This window comes from Pseudomonas syringae group sp. J248-6, assembly GCF_032586995.1.
GTDB lineage: Bacteria > Pseudomonadota > Gammaproteobacteria > Pseudomonadales > Pseudomonadaceae > Aquipseudomonas > Aquipseudomonas amygdali.
On sequence record NZ_JAWHOP010000024.1, the window covers coordinates 62,647 to 80,620 of the forward strand.

16 protein-coding genes are annotated in these 17,974 nt (G+C 57.4%); 6 read left to right on the plus strand and 10 right to left on the minus strand.

From position 1 onward, the window contains the following. Positions 1–63 precede the first annotated feature (63 nt). Entirely contained in the window at positions 64–900 is an 837-nt protein-coding gene (locus RYC17_RS22985) for a 23S rRNA (adenine(2030)-N(6))-methyltransferase RlmJ (RefSeq protein ID WP_005744101.1), read from the minus strand. Positions 901–1,280: 380 nt separating this feature from the next. On the opposite strand from RYC17_RS22985, the gene RYC17_RS22990 reads away from it, so the two are divergent. Beyond that, positions 1,281–1,511 carry a DUF6124 family protein gene (locus RYC17_RS22990; protein WP_058408328.1) on the plus strand — a complete coding sequence of 77 codons (231 nt, stop codon included), beginning with the start codon at positions 1,281–1,283 and terminating at the stop codon, positions 1,509–1,511. Positions 1,512–1,633: 122 nt separating this feature from the next. Continuing rightward, complete coding sequence (locus RYC17_RS22995) at positions 1,634–1,900, plus strand: hypothetical protein (protein ID WP_058408329.1); 267 nt, start codon at positions 1,634–1,636, stop codon at positions 1,898–1,900. A 224-nt stretch (positions 1,901–2,124) separates the two neighbouring features. Here the strand turns inward: RYC17_RS22995 and RYC17_RS23000 are convergent, their stop codons facing one another. The 3 genes from RYC17_RS23000 to gbcB all read right to left on the minus strand — a co-directional run bounded on the left by RYC17_RS23000 (position 2,125) and on the right by gbcB (position 3,842). After that, complete coding sequence (locus RYC17_RS23000; RefSeq protein ID WP_160329158.1) at positions 2,125–2,301, minus strand: hypothetical protein; 177 nt, start codon at positions 2,299–2,301, stop codon at positions 2,125–2,127. A gap of 108 nt (positions 2,302–2,409) precedes the next feature. Then, complete coding sequence (locus RYC17_RS23005) at positions 2,410–2,604, minus strand: hypothetical protein (RefSeq protein WP_058408330.1); 195 nt, start codon at positions 2,602–2,604, stop codon at positions 2,410–2,412. A gap of 137 nt (positions 2,605–2,741) precedes the next feature. After that, complete coding sequence (gene gbcB, locus RYC17_RS23010) at positions 2,742–3,842, minus strand: glycine-betaine demethylase subunit GbcB (protein ID WP_005758176.1); 1,101 nt, start codon at positions 3,840–3,842, stop codon at positions 2,742–2,744. Between the two features lie 309 nt (positions 3,843–4,151). Here gbcB and gbcA point away from each other — a divergent pair, with 309 nt between their 5' ends. Together gbcA and RYC17_RS23020 are read left to right on the plus strand one after the other, a co-directional pair. Further along, positions 4,152–5,450 (plus strand): glycine-betaine demethylase subunit GbcA, encoded by a 1,299-nt coding sequence (gene gbcA, locus RYC17_RS23015; protein ID WP_002555658.1) that lies wholly within the window; start codon positions 4,152–4,154, stop codon positions 5,448–5,450. A 203-nt stretch (positions 5,451–5,653) separates the two neighbouring features. After that, on the plus strand, positions 5,654–8,062 hold the full coding sequence (locus tag RYC17_RS23020) for a fibronectin type III domain-containing protein (RefSeq protein WP_316904556.1): 2,409 nt from the start codon (positions 5,654–5,656) through the stop codon (positions 8,060–8,062). A gap of 872 nt (positions 8,063–8,934) precedes the next feature. Here the strand turns inward: RYC17_RS23020 and RYC17_RS23025 are convergent. The 6 genes from RYC17_RS23025 to RYC17_RS23050 form a co-directional block, all read right to left on the minus strand. Then, positions 8,935–9,732 carry an electron transfer flavoprotein subunit beta gene (locus tag RYC17_RS23025; RefSeq protein ID WP_316904557.1) on the minus strand — a complete coding sequence of 266 codons (798 nt, stop codon included), beginning with the start codon at positions 9,730–9,732 and terminating at the stop codon, positions 8,935–8,937. After that, on the minus strand, positions 9,722–10,942 hold the full coding sequence (locus RYC17_RS23030; protein ID WP_058408333.1) for an electron transfer flavoprotein subunit alpha/FixB family protein: 1,221 nt from the start codon (positions 10,940–10,942) through the stop codon (positions 9,722–9,724). Before RYC17_RS23030 ends, RYC17_RS23025 begins: the two co-directional genes overlap by 11 nt. After that, positions 10,942–12,903, minus strand: a complete 1,962-nt coding sequence (gene dgcB, locus RYC17_RS23035; RefSeq protein ID WP_193601034.1) for a dimethylglycine demethylation protein DgcB — start codon at positions 12,901–12,903, stop codon at positions 10,942–10,944. Before dgcB ends, RYC17_RS23030 begins: the two co-directional genes overlap by 1 nt. 116 nt (positions 12,904–13,019) lie before the next feature. Then, a complete protein-coding gene (gene dgcA / locus RYC17_RS23040; RefSeq protein WP_005746915.1) occupies positions 13,020–15,080 on the minus strand; it encodes a dimethylglycine demethylation protein DgcA in 2,061 nt (686 codons plus the stop codon). Positions 15,081–15,095: 15 nt separating this feature from the next. Next, positions 15,096–15,626, minus strand: coding sequence for a DUF5943 domain-containing protein (locus RYC17_RS23045; RefSeq protein ID WP_005613912.1), 531 nt, complete (start codon positions 15,624–15,626; stop codon positions 15,096–15,098). A gap of 84 nt (positions 15,627–15,710) precedes the next feature. Then, the gene (locus tag RYC17_RS23050) at positions 15,711–16,688 is read right to left on the minus strand and encodes a dipeptidase (RefSeq protein WP_004663330.1); all 978 of its coding nucleotides are present in this window, start codon (positions 16,686–16,688) and stop codon (positions 15,711–15,713) included. A 228-nt stretch (positions 16,689–16,916) separates the two neighbouring features. On the opposite strand from RYC17_RS23050, the gene RYC17_RS23055 reads away from it, so the two are divergent. Beyond that, complete coding sequence (locus RYC17_RS23055) at positions 16,917–17,327, plus strand: lysozyme inhibitor LprI family protein (RefSeq protein ID WP_002555668.1); 411 nt, start codon at positions 16,917–16,919, stop codon at positions 17,325–17,327. A 55-nt stretch (positions 17,328–17,382) separates the two neighbouring features. Next, positions 17,383–17,802, plus strand: coding sequence for a DUF3010 family protein (locus RYC17_RS23060; RefSeq protein WP_002555669.1), 420 nt, complete (start codon positions 17,383–17,385; stop codon positions 17,800–17,802). The last annotated feature ends 172 nt before the right edge of the window (positions 17,803–17,974 follow it).

Below are 17,974 nucleotides of genomic sequence, written 5' to 3' on the forward strand. Positions count from 1 at the left end.
GCCAGGATCTGTGTACAACGCTGAGTGCTCCGCATGGGTACGTAGTGATGGATGCAGGCAAGCCTACTCCGCAATCAACCAGTCCATCTTCCAGCCGCCCTGGGTCTGGCCCAGTTTCTGGGCGAGGTACGGCATCAGCTCGCGCAATTCTTCTTCCAGACCCCAAGGCGGGTTGGCGATGGCCAGGCCTGAACCGTTGAGGCTGGCCGGTGTGTCCAGCGGGTGGACGAACAGCTCGACGCGCAGCAATTTGGGTGCGCCAGTCTCGGCCAGGTCCTGATAAAAACGCCGCAGCAGGCGCGGGTCCTTAATCGGGTACCAGATAGCAGCCACCGTCTGACGCATGCGTCCGATGGTTTCCTTGAGCGCTACAGCGCAGCGTTTCATTTCATCGAGCTGCTCGAACGGCGGGTCAATGAGCATCACGGCACGCTTCTCAGCCACCGGCAGCAAGGCGCGTGGCACATGCCAGCCTTCCCCCAGATGCACTGCCACTCGGCGATCGCCCTTCATGTTTTCCTTGAGCAGACGCCCATCTTCGGGGTGCTTCTCGTTGAGCAGCACACGCTCGCGCTCGCGAGTCAGGCGGCGGGCCAGCTCCGGCGAGCCGGGGTAGTAGCGCAGCTCGCCGTCGGGGTTCATGTCGTGCAGCACTTGCAAGTAATCGGAGGCCAGCGCGGGCAAGTCCGGTGCATCCCAAAGACGGCCGATGCCTTCCAGCCACTCTCCGGTGCGGGTGGCCTGATCGCCCTTGAGGTCGTATAACCCCAACCCCGCGTGGGTGTCGAGATAGGCGAACGGCTGCTCCTTGCGCGCCATGAGGGCGATCAAGCGAGTCAGAGTCAGGTGTTTGAACACGTCGGCGTGGTTGCCGGCATGGTAGGCGTGACGGTAATTCATGGCAGCTCCTGGCAAGCTGCGCAGTTTAGCAAACCTGAGCAATGAACAAGAATTTGTAACGAATTTGCGGGACTCGTCTCTTTCGTTTGAAGGAAATTTCCGAGAAACTCCCGCCCCCTTGTGCCTGCCGATTTCGATCACTACTCTGCGCCCGTCGCTGCATATTCAGCGATGAGGATTAGTAGCCCTCGTTAAATCCAGGCGCATTGCGCCACCTTGTGCAGGTGCCCTTTCACGGCCTGCATTTTTTATGGTGGTCGTGCGTGGGGCATCTTCGGATGCACCGGGGTTCCTGGACCGGGCTACTACCTGCGCATGATCACCACCCTCGCTTAGTAGCCGACGGTGATGGTCTTCTAAAACTCCAGGAGATACATCACATGCTAAAAATCGTCCCCGACCCACCCCTCTTCAACGCCCGCCCCAAAGTCAGCCATGAAGATGCGCTGATGTATGCCAGCGACCTGCTGCGCTGTGCTGCAACCAGCGCCTTTGAATTCAGCGACAGCATGACCGGCGCGCAGCGAGACATGACGCTCACCATCATGCACCTGGTGGACATGGCAAAGGTCATGGTCGACAACACAATAGAAAACCTGCAAATCGAATAGCATGACCTGAACTGAAAACGACGTACCTGTAGTCAATCCTGCCATGCGCGACGCACAGGACTTGCCCTTGGCAGTCTGCCCTACCAGAATCGGAAAAAAGCCCGATCAAAGGAACAGAAGCCATGATGCACGCAGATTTGATTGACCAGGAAGACCTGCTCGGCCAACTCAGAGCCCTGGGCTTCGAAGCACCCGGCGGCGCAACCGCTGAACAAGCCTGCGCGCAAGCCGTTTGCGGCCTGAACGTCGAACGCGCTACAGCCCTGCGACGTCTGGTAGAGCAACTCCTGACCGGCAGTGCCACCCTCCTCCCCGCCGTCCGCCAGGCCATCGACCAGCAACTGCTGCCAGCGCTGGCGGCTTATAAGCAGAGTCACAGTGGGTCATGAAGTCCCGGCTAAATCCTGACTACGCAGCGCGACGCAGATGTATGACGCAGAGCGCCACGACAGGCATTCCGACACCGGAGCGTGCGCAACGATAATCTCGACTATCGTGCGAAGCTCAGCGTCGGAATGCACTTCCGGGCGCTCTGCGTCCGGTCTTGAACAGGCAACAGCCCGGATACAAGGGCTGCTGCTGATGAAGGAAGGAGGGAAGTAAGGAAGAAACGCTACAGGCGGCTAATGACTTGCACTGCAATCAATGTGGCAAGCGCGGCCAGGGCTCCTGTGGCGAACGGCAAAAGGCCTATGCGCGATGCAAACGACTCCTTTGCATTCATGCGTGCGTCCAGATCGGCTATTTCACGACTTACGGGTGAATCAACTTTTGAAGTTAAGGTATCCATGATTCGTCCTGTAAAAATATAGTGCAGGCCTATCGCGAGCCCTATGAAAGCAATCTGAACCGTTCACCCGCAAATTTCAAGAGATCGCCTGGACTCCTCGTCGGTCGGTCAGCTTGGAGCAAGCAGCTTGAGGACTGCGCTACCTGCAGTTATAAGTCCCGCGCCCACCAGAAACGGATACCAGAAAGCCTCTCGTTTCAGTTTTTTGTCTTCAGACAACAGCTTTCGCGTTTCTGCAACGAGCTTGCGACATTCCAATTGCAGCTTCTCAAGCTCCAGATTGTGACGATTATTTTGTAACATCACACGTCCTGTGGAATACCGGCATTGCAGCTCGCAATGCCCTAAACAGAAAACCGATGATTACCCTTCGAGGTCATTGTGTAAATCATCTTTATGATACAGAAACACATTAAATCTAAAGACACGAGACGAATGCCTCAATACTCAATCCGCACATCCCCCTTCGGTACGCTGCAGCAGGACAGAATGTAGCCCTCTGCAACATCCTCATCGGTGATACCGCCGTTGTGCTCCATTTCTACTTCGCCGCTCAGTTTCATGACCTTGCAGGTGCCGCAAATCCCCATACCGCAAGCTTTGGGGATCATCAGGCCGAGTTTGGCGGCGGCGGCGTGGACGGTTTCGCCCGGGGCCACGCGAATGCTCTTGCCGGTGTCGGTGAATTCCACCTGATGCAGGTCGGCGGCGTCGACATCCGGCGCGTCGGCGGCGATTTCAGCCTGCTCGACTGCATCGGCCCGCGCCTCAGGCGGTGTCGCGCCGAACGACTCTTCATGGTATTGCGCCATGTTGAAGCCGTTTTCCAACAGCAGTCGCTTGACCGCCGCCATGTACGGCGTCGGCCCGCAGCAGAACACCTCGCGGTCCATGAAGTCCGGGGCCATCAGTTCAAGCATTTTCTGGTTCAGGTAGCCGCGATAACCGGCCCACGGTTCACCCAGCCCATGCTTTTCGCAGACCAGATGCAGGCTGAAGTTATCGATCCGCGATGCCATGTGCTCCAGCTCACGGTGATAGATGATGTCCTTGGGCGAGCGGGCGCTGTGCACAAACACCATGTCGACATTGGCGTTGGTGTCATAGAACCAGCGCGCCATGGACATCACCGGCGTGATGCCGACGCCACCGCTAAGGTAGAGAATCTTCGGGTTGGGGAAATCGATGGCATTGAACAGCCCGACCGGCCCGTGCACGGCCAGTTCCTGACCCTCACTGAGTGTGTCGTGCAGGTAGTTGGAGACCTTGCCGCCCGGTACGCGTTTGACGGTGATCGAAAAGCTGTAGGGCACCGACGGTGAGCTGGAGATGGTGTAAGAGCGCATGATCGGCAGACCATCGATCTCCAGCTCCAGGGTCACGAACTGCCCTGGCTTGAAAAAGAACATGATCGGCTGGTCGGCCATGAAGCAGAAAGTGCGCACATCCCAGGTTTCCTGGATGACTTTGACGACACGTACCAGGTGGCGACCGTTGGCCCATGTCTGGGTCGTGACCGGGCTCAGGAAACTTTGCGACATACTCGATCTCCACGGCCGACTGTCGGCCTCTCATGCTGCGGATTCTGCGTAACGCGCGAGGCGGCCATTTACCTATCAACGACATTCACGTACTTACCGCGACCAGCCCCGGACAACAAGGGCTGTCGCGTCGGGAACGGATGCGGCCATGTCGCCCATGGATAAGGTTCACTCAGCGCCCGGCTCCACACTCGCCACCAAGGGTCATGAGCATGATTGACTGATCTATCGTCATGCGTGCAACGCGATCACACCCGTATCAGCCACATTCGCAGGCCGCCCATGCCGCGGTCATGAGGGATTTAATCGATGGACGTCACCGCAACCTTGAGCCTGGGCGATCCGCTGGAACCTGCACGCAAGGCCACTGCCGAGATGCTGCAGAATCGCGAGCGCACCTACTCGCTGCCGCAGCCTTTTTACAGTGATGACCGACTGTTTGAAATCGACATGCAGGAAATCTTTCACAAGGAGTGGCTGATTGCCGGGATGACGTGCGAGATCCCGACCAAGGGCAATTACCTGACGCTGCAGATCGGCAAGAACCCGATCCTGGTGGTGCGTGGTCCGGACGGTGCAGTCAACGCGTTCCACAACGTATGCCGCCATCGCGGCTCGCGCCTGTGCACCGCAGAGAAAGGCAAGGTCGCCAAACTGGTTTGCCACTATCACCAGTGGACCTACGAGCTGGATGGCCGCCTGCTGTATGCGGGCACTGAAATGGGCGACGACTTCGACATGAAGCAGTTCGGCCTCAAGCCGGTGCACGTCAAGACCGCAGGCGGTTACATTTTCATCAGCCTGGCGGAGAACCCGCCTGCCATCGACGAGTTCCTGTCGACGCTGCGGCACTACATGGAACCCTATGATATGGAGAACACCAAGGTGGCGGTGCAAACCACCTTGATGGAAAAGGCCAACTGGAAGCTTGTACTGGAGAACAACCGCGAGTGCTACCACTGCGGTGGCTCGCACCCTGAGCTGCTCAAAACCCTGCTGGAATGGGACGATGTCACAGACCCGCGTGCCGATCAGGCCTTCAAGGATCACGTGGCCGCATCTGCTGCTGCGTGGGACGCCGAGAAAATCCCCTACGCCCACGCCAGTTTCGGCCTGCGTAACCGTATCGTGCGTATGCCGCTGCTCAAAGGCACGGTGTCGATGACCCTGGACGGCAAGGTCGGCTGCAAAAAACTGATGGGCCGCATCCAGAACCCGGACCTGGGCTCGATGCGTATTCTGCATTTGCCGCACTCCTGGAACCACTGCATGGGCGATCACATCATCGTATTCACGGTGTGGCCGATAAGTGCGCAGGAAACCATGGTTACGACCAAATGGATTGTCCACAAGGATGCAGTCGAGGGTGTGGACTACGACGTGGAACGCATGCGCCAGGTCTGGGATGCCACCAATGATCAGGACCGCCGTCTTGCCGAAGAAAACCAGCGCGGCATTAACTCTACCGCCTATCAACCCGGGCCTTATTCGAAAACCTATGAGTTCGGCGTGGTCAACTTCGTCGACTGGTACAGCTCGCGCATGCTGGAAAACCTCGGGGCAGAGCCTGCACCCTATCTGAAGGGCGTGGCGGTGAATCACGAGTAGAGGGCACACCTGCCCTTGGCAATACTGAGTACGGCTCACTCTCCAGCGAGGTGAGCCTGCTCAAACGATCGTCGACTGACGAATTTCCCGTTTCCCCCGCACAACAACTCCTCCGCCGATACCGTCATTTCTGACAGTTACCTGAAAACCCCTCTCGTGATCAACTCTCGTTGAAGTCAATCCAACGGAAGGAGACACGGACTATGCTCAACCCAAAAATCATTAATCAATATAAAAACAAAACAACCGATGCCGCCTCGGCCATGCCGGATATAAAGGGCAAAAATATTCTCATGGGGTTCTGGCATAACTGGCCTTCCGAACCCGGTCAAGGTTACCAGCAAGGCCTCTTCAAAGAGATGGCGCTGACCGACATACCCGAAGCGTATAACGTCGTGGCCGTGGCCTTCATGAAAGGTGCCGGCATTCCCACCTTCAAACCTTATAACCTGAGTGATGATGCGTTTCGCGCTCAGGTGGCAGCACTGAATGCACAAGGCCGTGCAGTGCTGATTTCTCTTGGCGGGGCTGACGCGCATATTGAGTTGCATGCCGGTCAGGAAGATGCACTGGCCTATGAAATTATTCGTCTGGTTGAAACCTATGGCTTTGACGGCCTGGATATCGACCTTGAACAAGCTGCTATTACCTTTGCCGATAACCAGACCGTATTACCCGCTGCGTTGAGGATGGTGCGCGAGTATTACGAGACAGAAGGGAAGCACTTCATCATCAGCATGGCCCCGGAATTTCCTTACCTTAGAGTCAGCAAAAAACTGCCTTTATTGAAAGAAATCACTACGTACTTTCCGTTCCTAAAAGACGTCGTGACGTTTCTGGAATCGTTGAGAAGCGGCGGCGCTTACCTGGCCTACATCAACGCACTGGAAGACATCTATGACTTTATCGCGCCACAGTATTATAACCAGGGCGGCGATGGTATATGGGTTGATGAGCTGAACCTGTGGGTCACTCAAAACAACGACGCCCATAAGAAAGAGTTTATTTACTACCTGACCGACAGCTTGATCCACGGCACGCGTGGCTTCACTAAAATTCCGGCCGACAGGCTGGCCATTGGTCTACCGACCAACAATGACGCCGCCGCCACCGGTTACGTGGTTGATCCGCAGGACGTCAAGGATGCACTGCAAGAGCTGGAAGACGCCGGCAATCCGATTCGCGGGCTGATGACCTGGTCAGTCAACTGGGACGCCGGCAAGGACAAAAGCGGCGAGGAGTACAACTGGGAGTTCGTGAACCGCTACGGTTATCTCACCGGAGGCGAAACACCTGTACCGGAAAAACCATCAGTACCTGCTGATCTCAGATCAACCGAAAAAACTGCAACGTCGGTGAAACTGAACTGGTCACTCTCGGAAGGCCCGCAACCGGTCTTGCAATATGAATTGCGTCGTAACGGTGCGGACTCCTTTCTTGTAGACAACCCTGTTTATAACAATACCGGCCTTCAGCCCGGTACTGCTTACAGTTACCAGGTGCGTGCAATTGATGTCATAGGCAACACATCCGAATTCTCGGCCGCACTCACCGTGCGTACACAGAGTGAAGGCGGAGGCGATGCAAAACCGACGACACCTGTATTGAGCCTCGCGGAGGTCACCGAGAGCAGCGTGTCGCTAACGTGGACACCGTCTACCAGCGATAGCCAAATCGTCAGGTATCAAATTGGCCGCAATGGCTGGCCTTTTCAAACGATCGCAAGCGTAACGACCGCGTATACCGATAGCGACGTCACTGCCGATACTCAGTATGAATACTACGTCGTTGCACAAGATACCGAACTTCAGTGGTCAGAGGTCAGTAATGTATTAAAGGTCAAGACCGCTGGCGAAACACCTGTGCCCGGTAACCCGTCACTGCCTCTCGACTTCAAATCCACCGAACAGACCACAACGTCGGTAACGCTCGACTGGAGCAAGGCGAAAGTTGCTCACGTCCAATATGACCTCTTCAGGGATAATGTTTTTTTACAGCGCGTTGAAAGCGCACCCTTTACTGACACAAGTGTCTTGCACAGCCGTCTTTATGGTTATCAGATCCAGGCGATTGACAGCGTGGGAAACAGCTCTGAGCGCTCTGAAACGCTCTTGGTCACTACAAAGTCCGAGCCCTCTGACGATCGCCCTACGCCACCAGGCAACTTACGCCAGACCGCTGCAACAATGACCAGTGTTTCATTAGAGTGGGACGCGTCTTTCAGTGCACTGGGTGTCGCGTCCTACCGCCTCATAACCTTTGGCGGGGAGACAGTGAGTCTCGACGCCACAACACTCAAGTACACTGTGGAAGGACTAACAGCGGCTAAAACGTATCAGTGTCTTGCCGGCGCGCTCGATACAGAGAAAAACCTGTCTGGCCCAAGCAATGTTGTACACGCTTCGACCAGCGCAGCGATTCCTGAGTGGAAAACAGCTCAATCCTATTTGGAGGGGGATAAAGTGACGTATGGCGGCGACACCTATATCTGTCTCAATCCTCACACCTCACAAATAGACTGGAAGCCAGGGAGTGCACCAACGTTGTGGGCGCTTTGGGTGGAGCAAGCAGGCGGCAAACTTTATCCCGGTTTGCCGAAAAAATGGCTGTGATCCTCGTGGCGTCAGGTACCTGCTGCCATAGCCGATGAGACGGGCTTGAAAATATAGCGACGAAATGACTTATCCACACAGCCTTCAAAGCGTTCATGTGGGTGAGTCGTTGCGCTGACGCAGGAATGCACTGGATAACAATCACTTATCCAGATCAACTTGCAAACATGGCACCTGTACATTTTTTGCTCAAAACCTTGTAGCCCACAGTTTCACTGGGTTACAGAGGAGCGCAAACACCTTATCCACAGAAGCGCCAACAGACTTTGGGTACAACTTCGTCCCAATCACCCGGCCTGCTGTGGACAACGTATGAAATGGCTGAAAAACCACCCGAATGAACCAACGCCGCACACAAAACCCTGCTTTGATCATTTTTCATACAAAACCTCCAAAGCCTTTACTTACAAGGCTTGCAGGTAATCACAAACAACTTGTCCACAAGCACGCTCACAGAGATTGTGGGCAAACCCAGTGGCTGGCAGATGGCAGTGCGCATTTATCCACAAAAAAAATGCAATGAAAATAAAGAGTTAGATTGATCGTTTTTTGAACACCACTCCAAAAGCCACGTTCTACAGGCCCTTCAGACGTTCACGAACACATTATCCACAGGCACACGCACAGGGATTGTGCGTAAGTCTTCCCGAAAAGAATATTGGTCAAGGCCGTACAGGCGTGACGTTCAAACGAGCCATTTTGCTACCCATCACCATTTCGAGTTTCAACCGCAGTTACGAAAACGCGGATGTAAAAGTCGAGGTCAGTAATGGCGATGGTCTAGACGGGAGTATTTCCTATGCCTACTCCCGGCCTCTCTCCGAGCAGAAAGGCAAACCGCCCATCAAAGAGGGCAGCACAAGACCATAGCCTTACTTTACGACGCCCTCATCGATCAACAGCTTCAGAATCGCGGCTGCGCCCTCTTCCGGGCACAGCCCCTTCAGCACTTGGCCTGCGCCGCCGCTGGCCTTGGCAGTGGCGGCTTTCATGCGATCAGCGCCGCTCTTGGCCTTGATCACTTTCAGGCGTTTAGGCCGCGGTCTGGCTGGCTGCAGCGATTGGTTGGTCAATAACTCATCGGCAACGACCTGAACTCTTTCGGTGTCCAGCGTGCCACGCTGTGAGGGCCCGAATGCGCTCTGTCGAGGTTTGGGAGCCGCGTTATCCACAGTGGCCAGAAACGGCAGGCGGACCTTCAGCCGACGACGCTGGCCGCGAGGCAGAGCCTGCAACACCACTGCGGTACCGTTGTTCAGCGACTCGACTTCAGCCAGACCGGTCACCAATGGCCAGCCCAGCCTTTCAGCCAACAGAAAGGGCAGCATGCCCGACCCTTCACCGGTTTCAGCCTGACTGCCAGCCAACACCACCTGTGCGGCAGAATCGCGGAGGTAGTCAGTCAGAGCGACCAGCGCATCAGCGCCCTCGGGTTGCTCCAGCACATGCAGCTCGCTGAGCCCCATACCAAGGTAAGCGCGCAGCGCAGGTTCTTCGGCATTGCCGGCGTGCAGTACCTGCAAGTTATCCCCAGCCAGCTGCAAGCCAAGCTCGACGGCCCGCGCATCCTGTTCGGCGCGGCGCGCACGACCTGATGTCGGGTGGGCCCCGATGGACACCAGACTGATGATCTGTACCGCATGCTTATCCACAGACACTTCAGGCTGCATCACGCTTACCTCCGCTGCGCCAGGCTTCGACTGCGGCGATCAGCGCCTTAAGTACTTCGGCGCTCTCGCCGATGACCGATAGATCTGCACGCTTGACCATGTCGCACCCCGCATCCAGATTGATCGCAATGACCTTGTCACAGGCGCCGATACCCTGCAGATGCTGGATGGCCCCGGAAATACCGACGGCGACATACACCCTTGCGGTCACCCAGGTGCCACTCGCGCCTACCTGCCGCTCGCGGCCCATGAAACCATCGTCCACTGCGACACGCGACGCCCCTTCGGTGGCCCCGAGTGCCGAAGCGGTCTGATGAAACAGATCCCAGTCTTTGACACCATTGCCGCCAGACAGAATGAATTCGGCTTCAGCCATGGGGATAACTCCGGGATCGACGGCAACCGCTCCCAGGTCCTCTATACGCGGCAGGCTGCGCGCCACGCCTGTGGACAACTCGACCGGCACTACCTCGTGACGGGTATCGCTGACCGGTTCAGCGCACTCTACAGCGGCCAGAATCAGACGGGGCAGAGGCCGAACCAAGTCTTCGCGACCGGCGCCTGCGCGACTTATGCACAGCTGGTCCTTGACCTGCCAGACCCGCGTTGCAGGTCGCTCGCCGATGCTGGCGGCAAAACGTCTTCCCAGCTCGCCACCGCCGCTACGGCTGTCCGGCAACAGCCAGTGGCGCGGGTTGAACTGGTTATCCACAGCTCGCAAACCCTGCACGCGCTGTTCCGGTGAATAACCGTCGAACCCGGCACCGTCGATAATCAATAACCGATCCACGCCAGCAACGTCGAAAGCAGTTTCCTTGTGTTCGCCGAACACCACTGCCAGCACGGCACCTTCAACTCCGGCAAGCTGACGCGCCAGCCCCAGCAAGTCGCGATCGTGGCTGCTCAGGCGGCCGCCGACCATATCGGGCACCACCGTGATATAGAACGCTGGCTCGACGATGGTATGCAGTGGCAACTGCACGTCGACGACGGCTGAACGCTTGACCGCGCCACCCTGCTGAGCGCCGCTGCGGTCGATGCGCTTTATACCGTTTGGACCGATAAAACCCAGGCCATGCACGTTCTTGCGCAGCAAACCGTTTGGTCCCATCCAACTGCTCTGCACAGGCTGCATGGCGGCATGCAGCGGGTGCAGTCGATTGCGAGCGATCCACTCGGCACGAGGGTCGCGGCGGATAATGTCGCTCATCAGTGCACCTCCGCGGGTTCACGTTTGCTGGCAACAGACGGGCTGGGGATAACTTCTTCAATCAGCGCATCGGCCACCAGCTCGGCGATATCCTTGATCAGCGGGCGCGGTTCAACCACGCCTTCAAGCATGGCCGTGCACTGTGGACAACCGACTGCTACCAGCTCGGCAGCGGTTTCACGAATGTCGTCCATGCGCATGTCGGGAATCCGCTGTTTGCCAGGGATATCGGTAATCGGCGCGCCGCCACCACCGCCACAGCAGCGGGAACGAAAGCCCGAGCGCTGCATTTCCCTGATCTCGATCCCCAGCGCGCGCAGCACTTCACGCGGCGCCTCGTATTCGCCGTTGTAGCGCCCCAGGTAACACGGGTCGTGATAGGTCACGCTGGCGCCTTTGTGCTGGCCCAGATTCAAGGCACCATTGCGCACCAGTTCAGCCATGAAGGTGCTGTGATGCTGCACCTGATAGTCACCGCCAAATGCGCCGTATTCGTTTTTCAGCACATGAAAACTGTGCGGGTCGCAGGTCACGATACGCTTGAAACTGTAATTGGCCAGGGTCTGAATGTTGCGTCGGGCAAGTACCTGAAAGGTTGCCTCATCGCCCAGACGCCGTGCCACGTCACCGCTGTCGCGCTCTTCGAGGCCCAGCACAGCGAAATCGATCCTGGCCGCTTTGAGCACTTTGACGAAGGCGCGCAGCGTGCGCTGATTGCGCATGTCGAACGCGCCGTCCCCCACCCAGAACAGCACGTCCACACTCTTTCTCTCGCTGAGCAGACTCAGGTTCAGATCCGCTGCCCAGTTCATTCGCCCGCCCGGTGCAAAACCGCCGGGGTTATCGGTAGCGATCAGGTTATCCAGCACCTCGGCACCCTTGTTTGGCGTTGCGCCCTTTTCGAGGGTCAGGTGACGGCGCATGTCGACGATGGCATCGACGTGCTCGATCATCATCGGGCACTCTTCGACGCAGGCCCGGCATGTGGTGCAGGACCACAGCGTTTCGGCGTCCACCAGCCCGTTGACGATGGGCTGATGCGGATTACCACCATGCTCGCCCAGTGGCTTGCCTTTGCCATCCAGCGATGGATAGGGACTGCCCGCAAATTTTGCGTCGGTGCCACCGGCAAGGCCGACCACCATGTCCTGAATCAACTTTTTCGGGTTGAGTGGCTGGCCTGCCGCAAACGCCGGGCAGGCCGCTTCGCACTTGCCGCACTGCACGCAGGCGTCGAAGCCCAGCAGTTGGTTCCAGGTGAAGTCCTGAGGTTTCTCCACACCCAGCGGTGCGGTTCGATCGTTCAGGTCCAAAGGTTTCAGGCCCGTGGAACGTCCACCAGCAAAACGCTCGGCACGCCGGTGCCAGGCCAGGTGCAGCGCCCCGGCAAAGGCATGCTTCATCGGGCCGCCCCAAGTCATGCCGAAGAACAGCTCGCTAACGCCCCACAACACGCCCAACCCGAGGATCACAACCAGCACCCAGCCACCAAAATGCTCGGGAAGAATGCCCGCCACCGGCAGCGTGACCAGAAAGAAACTCGCTGAAAACGCCATGAGGCTTTTCGGCAGACGCATCCACGGGCCTTTCGACAAACGCGCGGGCGGATTGAGACGACGCTTATAGACAAATACCGCTCCGACAAACATCACCGCCGTCATTAGCAATAGCGCGTAGCCAAGAACGCGGTTATGCAGGCCGAAGCCGTGCACTAGAATCGCCAGCACGATTGAGGCAACCGCCCCGCCTGCAGTGGCAACGTGGGTGTTGGCGATGTATTTATCGCGTGCGACTACGTGGTGCAGGTCGACCATATAGCGCTTGGGCATGGCCAGCAGACCGCCGAGCAAGTCGACTTTCGAGGGCCGTCCGTTGCGCCACATGCTCACCCGCCGCCACGCACCCAGCGCCGCAAGGGCCAAGGCGCTGAACAGCAGGATGGGAAGAAGGGTGTCTAGCATCACGTTGCCCTCAAGGTGCAAGCTTTAAGCTGGAAGCCTCAAGCTGCAAGCTTCAAGAAAAAGCACCGAGCAAAGGCTTCTACTTGCAGCTTGCCGCTTGCAACTTGTAGCTGTTCTCAAAAATCCTTGCACAGGCGCAAGCCGTCATAGATCGCTGCATGAGTATTGCGCTGCGCCACGCAGTCGCCGATACGGAACAACAGGTAACCGTCGCCCGGCTGGCTCAATGAAGGCTGTGGCTGAATGGCGAACAGCGCATCGATGTCGATCTGGCCCTTGTTGCGCGAGCCTTCCTTGAGCGCGTAATAGATCGCTTCGTCCGGACGCACGCCGTTTTCCACAACCACTTGATCGACCACTCGCTCTTCCTTGGCACCGGTGTATTCGTTCTCCAGCACCGCCACCAGCTTGTCGCCCTCGCGATAGACCTTTTCCAGCATCATGTCGCCGGTCATGATCACTTCCTTGGGGTACATGCTGCGGTAGTAGGTCGGGAACGAGGTTCCGCCAATTGCCACGCCCGGCTTGATGTCATCGGTGACGATTTCGACCTGGCTACCCTTGTCGGCCAGATAGTCGGCTACCGACATGCCGGTGAACTCGCAGATGGTGTCGTAGACCAGCACGTTCTTGCCCGGCGCAACTTTGCCATCCAGCACGTCCCAGCTGCTGACCACCAACCCCTCGGCAGCGCCCCAGTGTTCGTTCTGCTCCAGAAACGGATGACCGCCCACCGCCAGCACCACGATGTCTGGGCGCAGGTCGAGGATGGTTGCTGCATCGGCCGCAACGCCTAGACGCAAATCTACTTTCAGGCGCGCCAGCTCCAGCTGGAACCAGCGCGTAATACCGGCAATCTGGTCGCGCTGCGGTGCCTTGGACGCGGTAGTGATCTGCCCGCCAATGAATTCCTTCTTCTCGAACAGGGTCACGTCATGGCCACGCTCGGCAGATACCCGAGCCGCTTCCATACCGGCAGGACCGGCGCCGACTACCACGACCTTGCGTTTCGGCCCAGTGGACTTTTCGATGATGTGCGGCACGCCCATGTATTCGCGGGACGTCGCAGCGTTCTGGATGCACAACACATCCAGCCCCTGATACTGGCGGTCGATGCAGTAGTTGGCACCGACGCACTGTTTGATCTGATCGATCTGGCCCATCTTGATCTTGGCGATCAGGTGCGGGTCGGCAATGTGCGCGCGGGTCATGCCGACCATGTCGACATAGCCGCCTTCCAGAATTCGCGTTGCCTGGTTCGGGTCCTTGATGTTCTGCGCGTGCAGCACCGGGGCCTTGACCACTTCCTTGATCCCGGCCGCCAGGTGCAAAAACGGCTCCGGTGGATAACTCATGTTCGGAATGACGTTGGCCAGGGTGTTGTGGGTGTCGCAACCCGAGCCCACCACGCCGATGAAATCGATCATGCCGGTGTCGTCGTAATACTTGGCGATCTGCTTCATGTCCTCGTGACTGAGGCCATCGGGGTGGAACTCGTCGCCACAGATGCGCAGGCCCACACAAAAGTCGGGGCCGACCTCCTTGCGCACCGCCTTGATAACTTCCAGACCAAAGCGCATGCGGTTCTCGAAACTGCCACCCCATTCATCGGTGCGCTTGTTGACCCGCGGGCTCCAGAACTGGTCGATCATGTGCTGGTGCACCGCCGACAACTCGACCCCGTCCAGCCCACCAGCCTTGGCACGCGCCGCTGCGCTGGCGTAGTTGCCGATCACTCGCCAGATCTCCTCCGGCTCAATGGTCTTGCAAGTCGCACGGTGTACCGGCTCGCGAATGCCTGACGGCGACATCAGGGTCGGCCAGTGATCACCATCCCAGCGCGAGCGACGGCCCATGTGAGTAATCTGGATCATGATCTTGGCGCCGTGCTTGTGCATGGCGTCGGCGAGGTTCTGGAAATGCGGGATGATTCTGTCGGTGGCCAGATTGACCGATTTCCACCAGCCTTGCGGGCTGTCGATGGCGACACTTGATGAGCCGCCGCAGATGGCCAGACCGATACCGCCCTTGGCCTTCTCTTCGTAGTACTTCACATAACGGTCGGTGGTCATGCCGCCGTCTGTGGCATAAACCTCAGCGTGCGCGGTACTCAGCACACGGTTACGGATTGTCAGTTTGCCAATCTGGATCGGCTGGAACATCGCTTCGAAAGCCATAACGCGATCCTCGACTTACAGCGGCTTGACGACAAACAGTCCGTCGTCGTGACCTTCTTCGGAGCCACCGTAAACCTGCTCGGCTACGGTACGGATCGAGCTGCCGCTGGCGGCGAGTATCTGGTCCATCGCCCCGGCAAACCAGCCGGTGAACATATAGTCGACCTTGCGTCCGACCTTGCCGTAGACATACACGAAACAGGAGTGCTCAAGCTTCACGCTGGCGGTGCCTTTTTCGATATCGATGTCCTGAATCTTGAACAGTCCCCAGCCGCGTTGCGACAGACGCTTCATGTAGTGCTCGAACACGGCAACACCTTGCAGGCCGTGGCATTCGGCTTCCTTTTCACACCAGTGCCAGGCGGACTTGTAACCGGCTTTGTAGAGAATGTCAGCGTAGGCATCGGCACCCAGCACTTCTTCGATGCCCATGTGGTTGTTGACGAAAAAGTGCCGGGGCACATAGAGCATCGGCAACGCATCGGAGGTCCAGACGCCGGTTTCGCTGTCGACTTCGATAGGCAGTTGCGGGGCGATTTTAGCCATGGGGGTCAAACTCCAGATGATTCGGGTTACACCCACCGCCTGAAAGGCCGCGGGGGTTCAATTCGATAAGGTGTGGCTGGCGGATTACTCGCCCCAGACGTCGGCCAGTACGTTGACCCAGTTCTCGCCCATGATCTTGCGCACCACGCGTTCGGAGTGACCGCGCTTGAGCAACGTTTCAGTCAGATTGGGAAACTCGCCCACGGTGCGGATGCCCAGCGGGTTGATGATCTTGCCGAAGCTGGTCAGGCGGCGGGCGTAGCCCTTGTCGTGGGTCAGGTATTCGAAAAACTCCTGACCGTGCCCCTGGGTAAAGTCAGTACCAATGCCGATGGCATCTTCACCCACGATGTTCATCACGTATTCGATGGCTTCGGCGTAATCGTCGATGGTCGAATCGATGCCCTTGGCCAGAAACGGCGCGAACATGGTCACGCCGACAAAGCCGCCGTGGTCGGCAATAAACTTCAGTTCAGCGTCGGACTTGTTGCGCGGGTGTTCCTTGAGGCCGGACGGCAGGCAGTGGGAATAGCAGACCGGCTTTTTCGATTCGAGTATGACCTCTTCCGAGGTTTTCGAGCCGACGTGGGACAGGTCGCACATTACTCCGACCCGGTTCATTTCAGCGACGATCTCACGTCCGAAACCCGACAGCCCGCCGTCGCGTTCGTAGCAGCCGGTGCCGACCAGGTTCTGGGTGTTGTAGCACATCTGCACGATGCCGACGCCCAGTTGCTTGAATATCTCGACGTAACCGATCTGGTCTTCGTAGGCATGCGCATTCTGGAAGCCGAAGAGGATGCCGGTCTTGCCCAGTTCCTTGGCCTTGCGAATGTCAGCGGTGGTGTGCACCGGCATGACCAGGTCGCTGTTCTCGCGCATCAGTTTCTGGCTGCTGCAGATGCTGTTGATAGTGGCCTGGAAGCCTTCCCATACCGACACCGTGCAGTTGGCCATGGTCAGGCCGCCCTTGCGCATGTCTTCAAACAGCTCGCGGTTCCACTTGGCGATGATCAGCCCGTCAATAACGATGCTGTCGGCGTGCAATTCGGCTGGGCTCATCAGGCTGTCCCCTTTTTTGATTCCGGCGCGCCGAATCGGCTGTCGGCGCTAATGGGGTCAGCATATGCCGGAGGGTCGCGTGAACCGGGTGCAAAAACGACAGGGGGTTTGCCGAAAGCGTCAAGATGCGACAAAGGGTGACGGCGTATCGCCCCACGATGTCGTAAACCTGTTCATTGTCTCGCGCTTGAGACAGAATCCAGCGTATCAATGGATCGGAGCGACTCGATGAAAACGTTTTTGCTGACCCTGGCCCTGATGGCAACGGCTGTGACAGGCGTACAGGCTGCTCAGAACCCGGATGTCTCGCCTTGCGACGGTGTTGACGATGACAAGCAGACTCTGGAGTGCTCGGTTTACAGCCGCACGACTGCAGAAGAATTGCTCAAGGAAAACTTCAACAACCTGCTCAAGCGTGTTCAGTCGCAGTTCGTTGCCAACAAGACGCAATTCAACGACTTTACCAGCAAACTCAAGACCGCCCAGCAAGCCTGGGAGAAGCTGCGTGACGCAGATTGTGCCGTTGAGGTATTCCCTTCTGCGGCAGGCAGCAAAGCATTCACCATCAGTGAAAACGACTGCATTGCGCGCATGAGCGACGAGCGCTCGGAGTACCTGGAGTCGATTGCACAGGAATAACGTCTACGATGAGATAACCTGCTTCTTTATATGAACGAGCTCATCAGGTTTTCTCATGATTATTTGCGGTGTAGAAATCAAAGGCAGCGAAGCCATATTCGCCCTTGCCACTCGGCAGAGCAGCGGGCTCGCTCATCTGCCGCTGGCCACGAAAAAGATCGCGCTGGAGGACGATGAAGAGCCTGCCAACGTCAAGGCTTTCGCTACGCAGCTCGCCAGCTTCGTACGCGAACACGGCGTCAGCCACATCGCCATCAAAAAACGCAGCAAGAAAGGCGAATTCGCCGGCGGCCCGACCACATTCAAGATCGAAACCATCTTTCAACTGATGTCCGATTGCGATGTAGCGCTTATCTCGCCGCAGACCATTAATGCGCAGAACAAGAAACACGCTTTTGCCCTGCCTGATACGCTTAACAAGTATCAGCACGAGGCTTACAAGGCAGCGTGTGCGGGGTTGATGAAGAGCGTTTAAGCACTTTAAGAGAGGACGCAGAGCGTCCAGAAAGGCATGCGACGCGGAGCGTCGCACGATAGTTGTAGGTGCTCTCCCGGACGCCGATCGTTCCTCACGCTCCAGTGAACTGCCCCCAAGAAGTTGGACACCAATCCGACCTCATGGGGGTGTTCAAATGGGTAAGTATTCA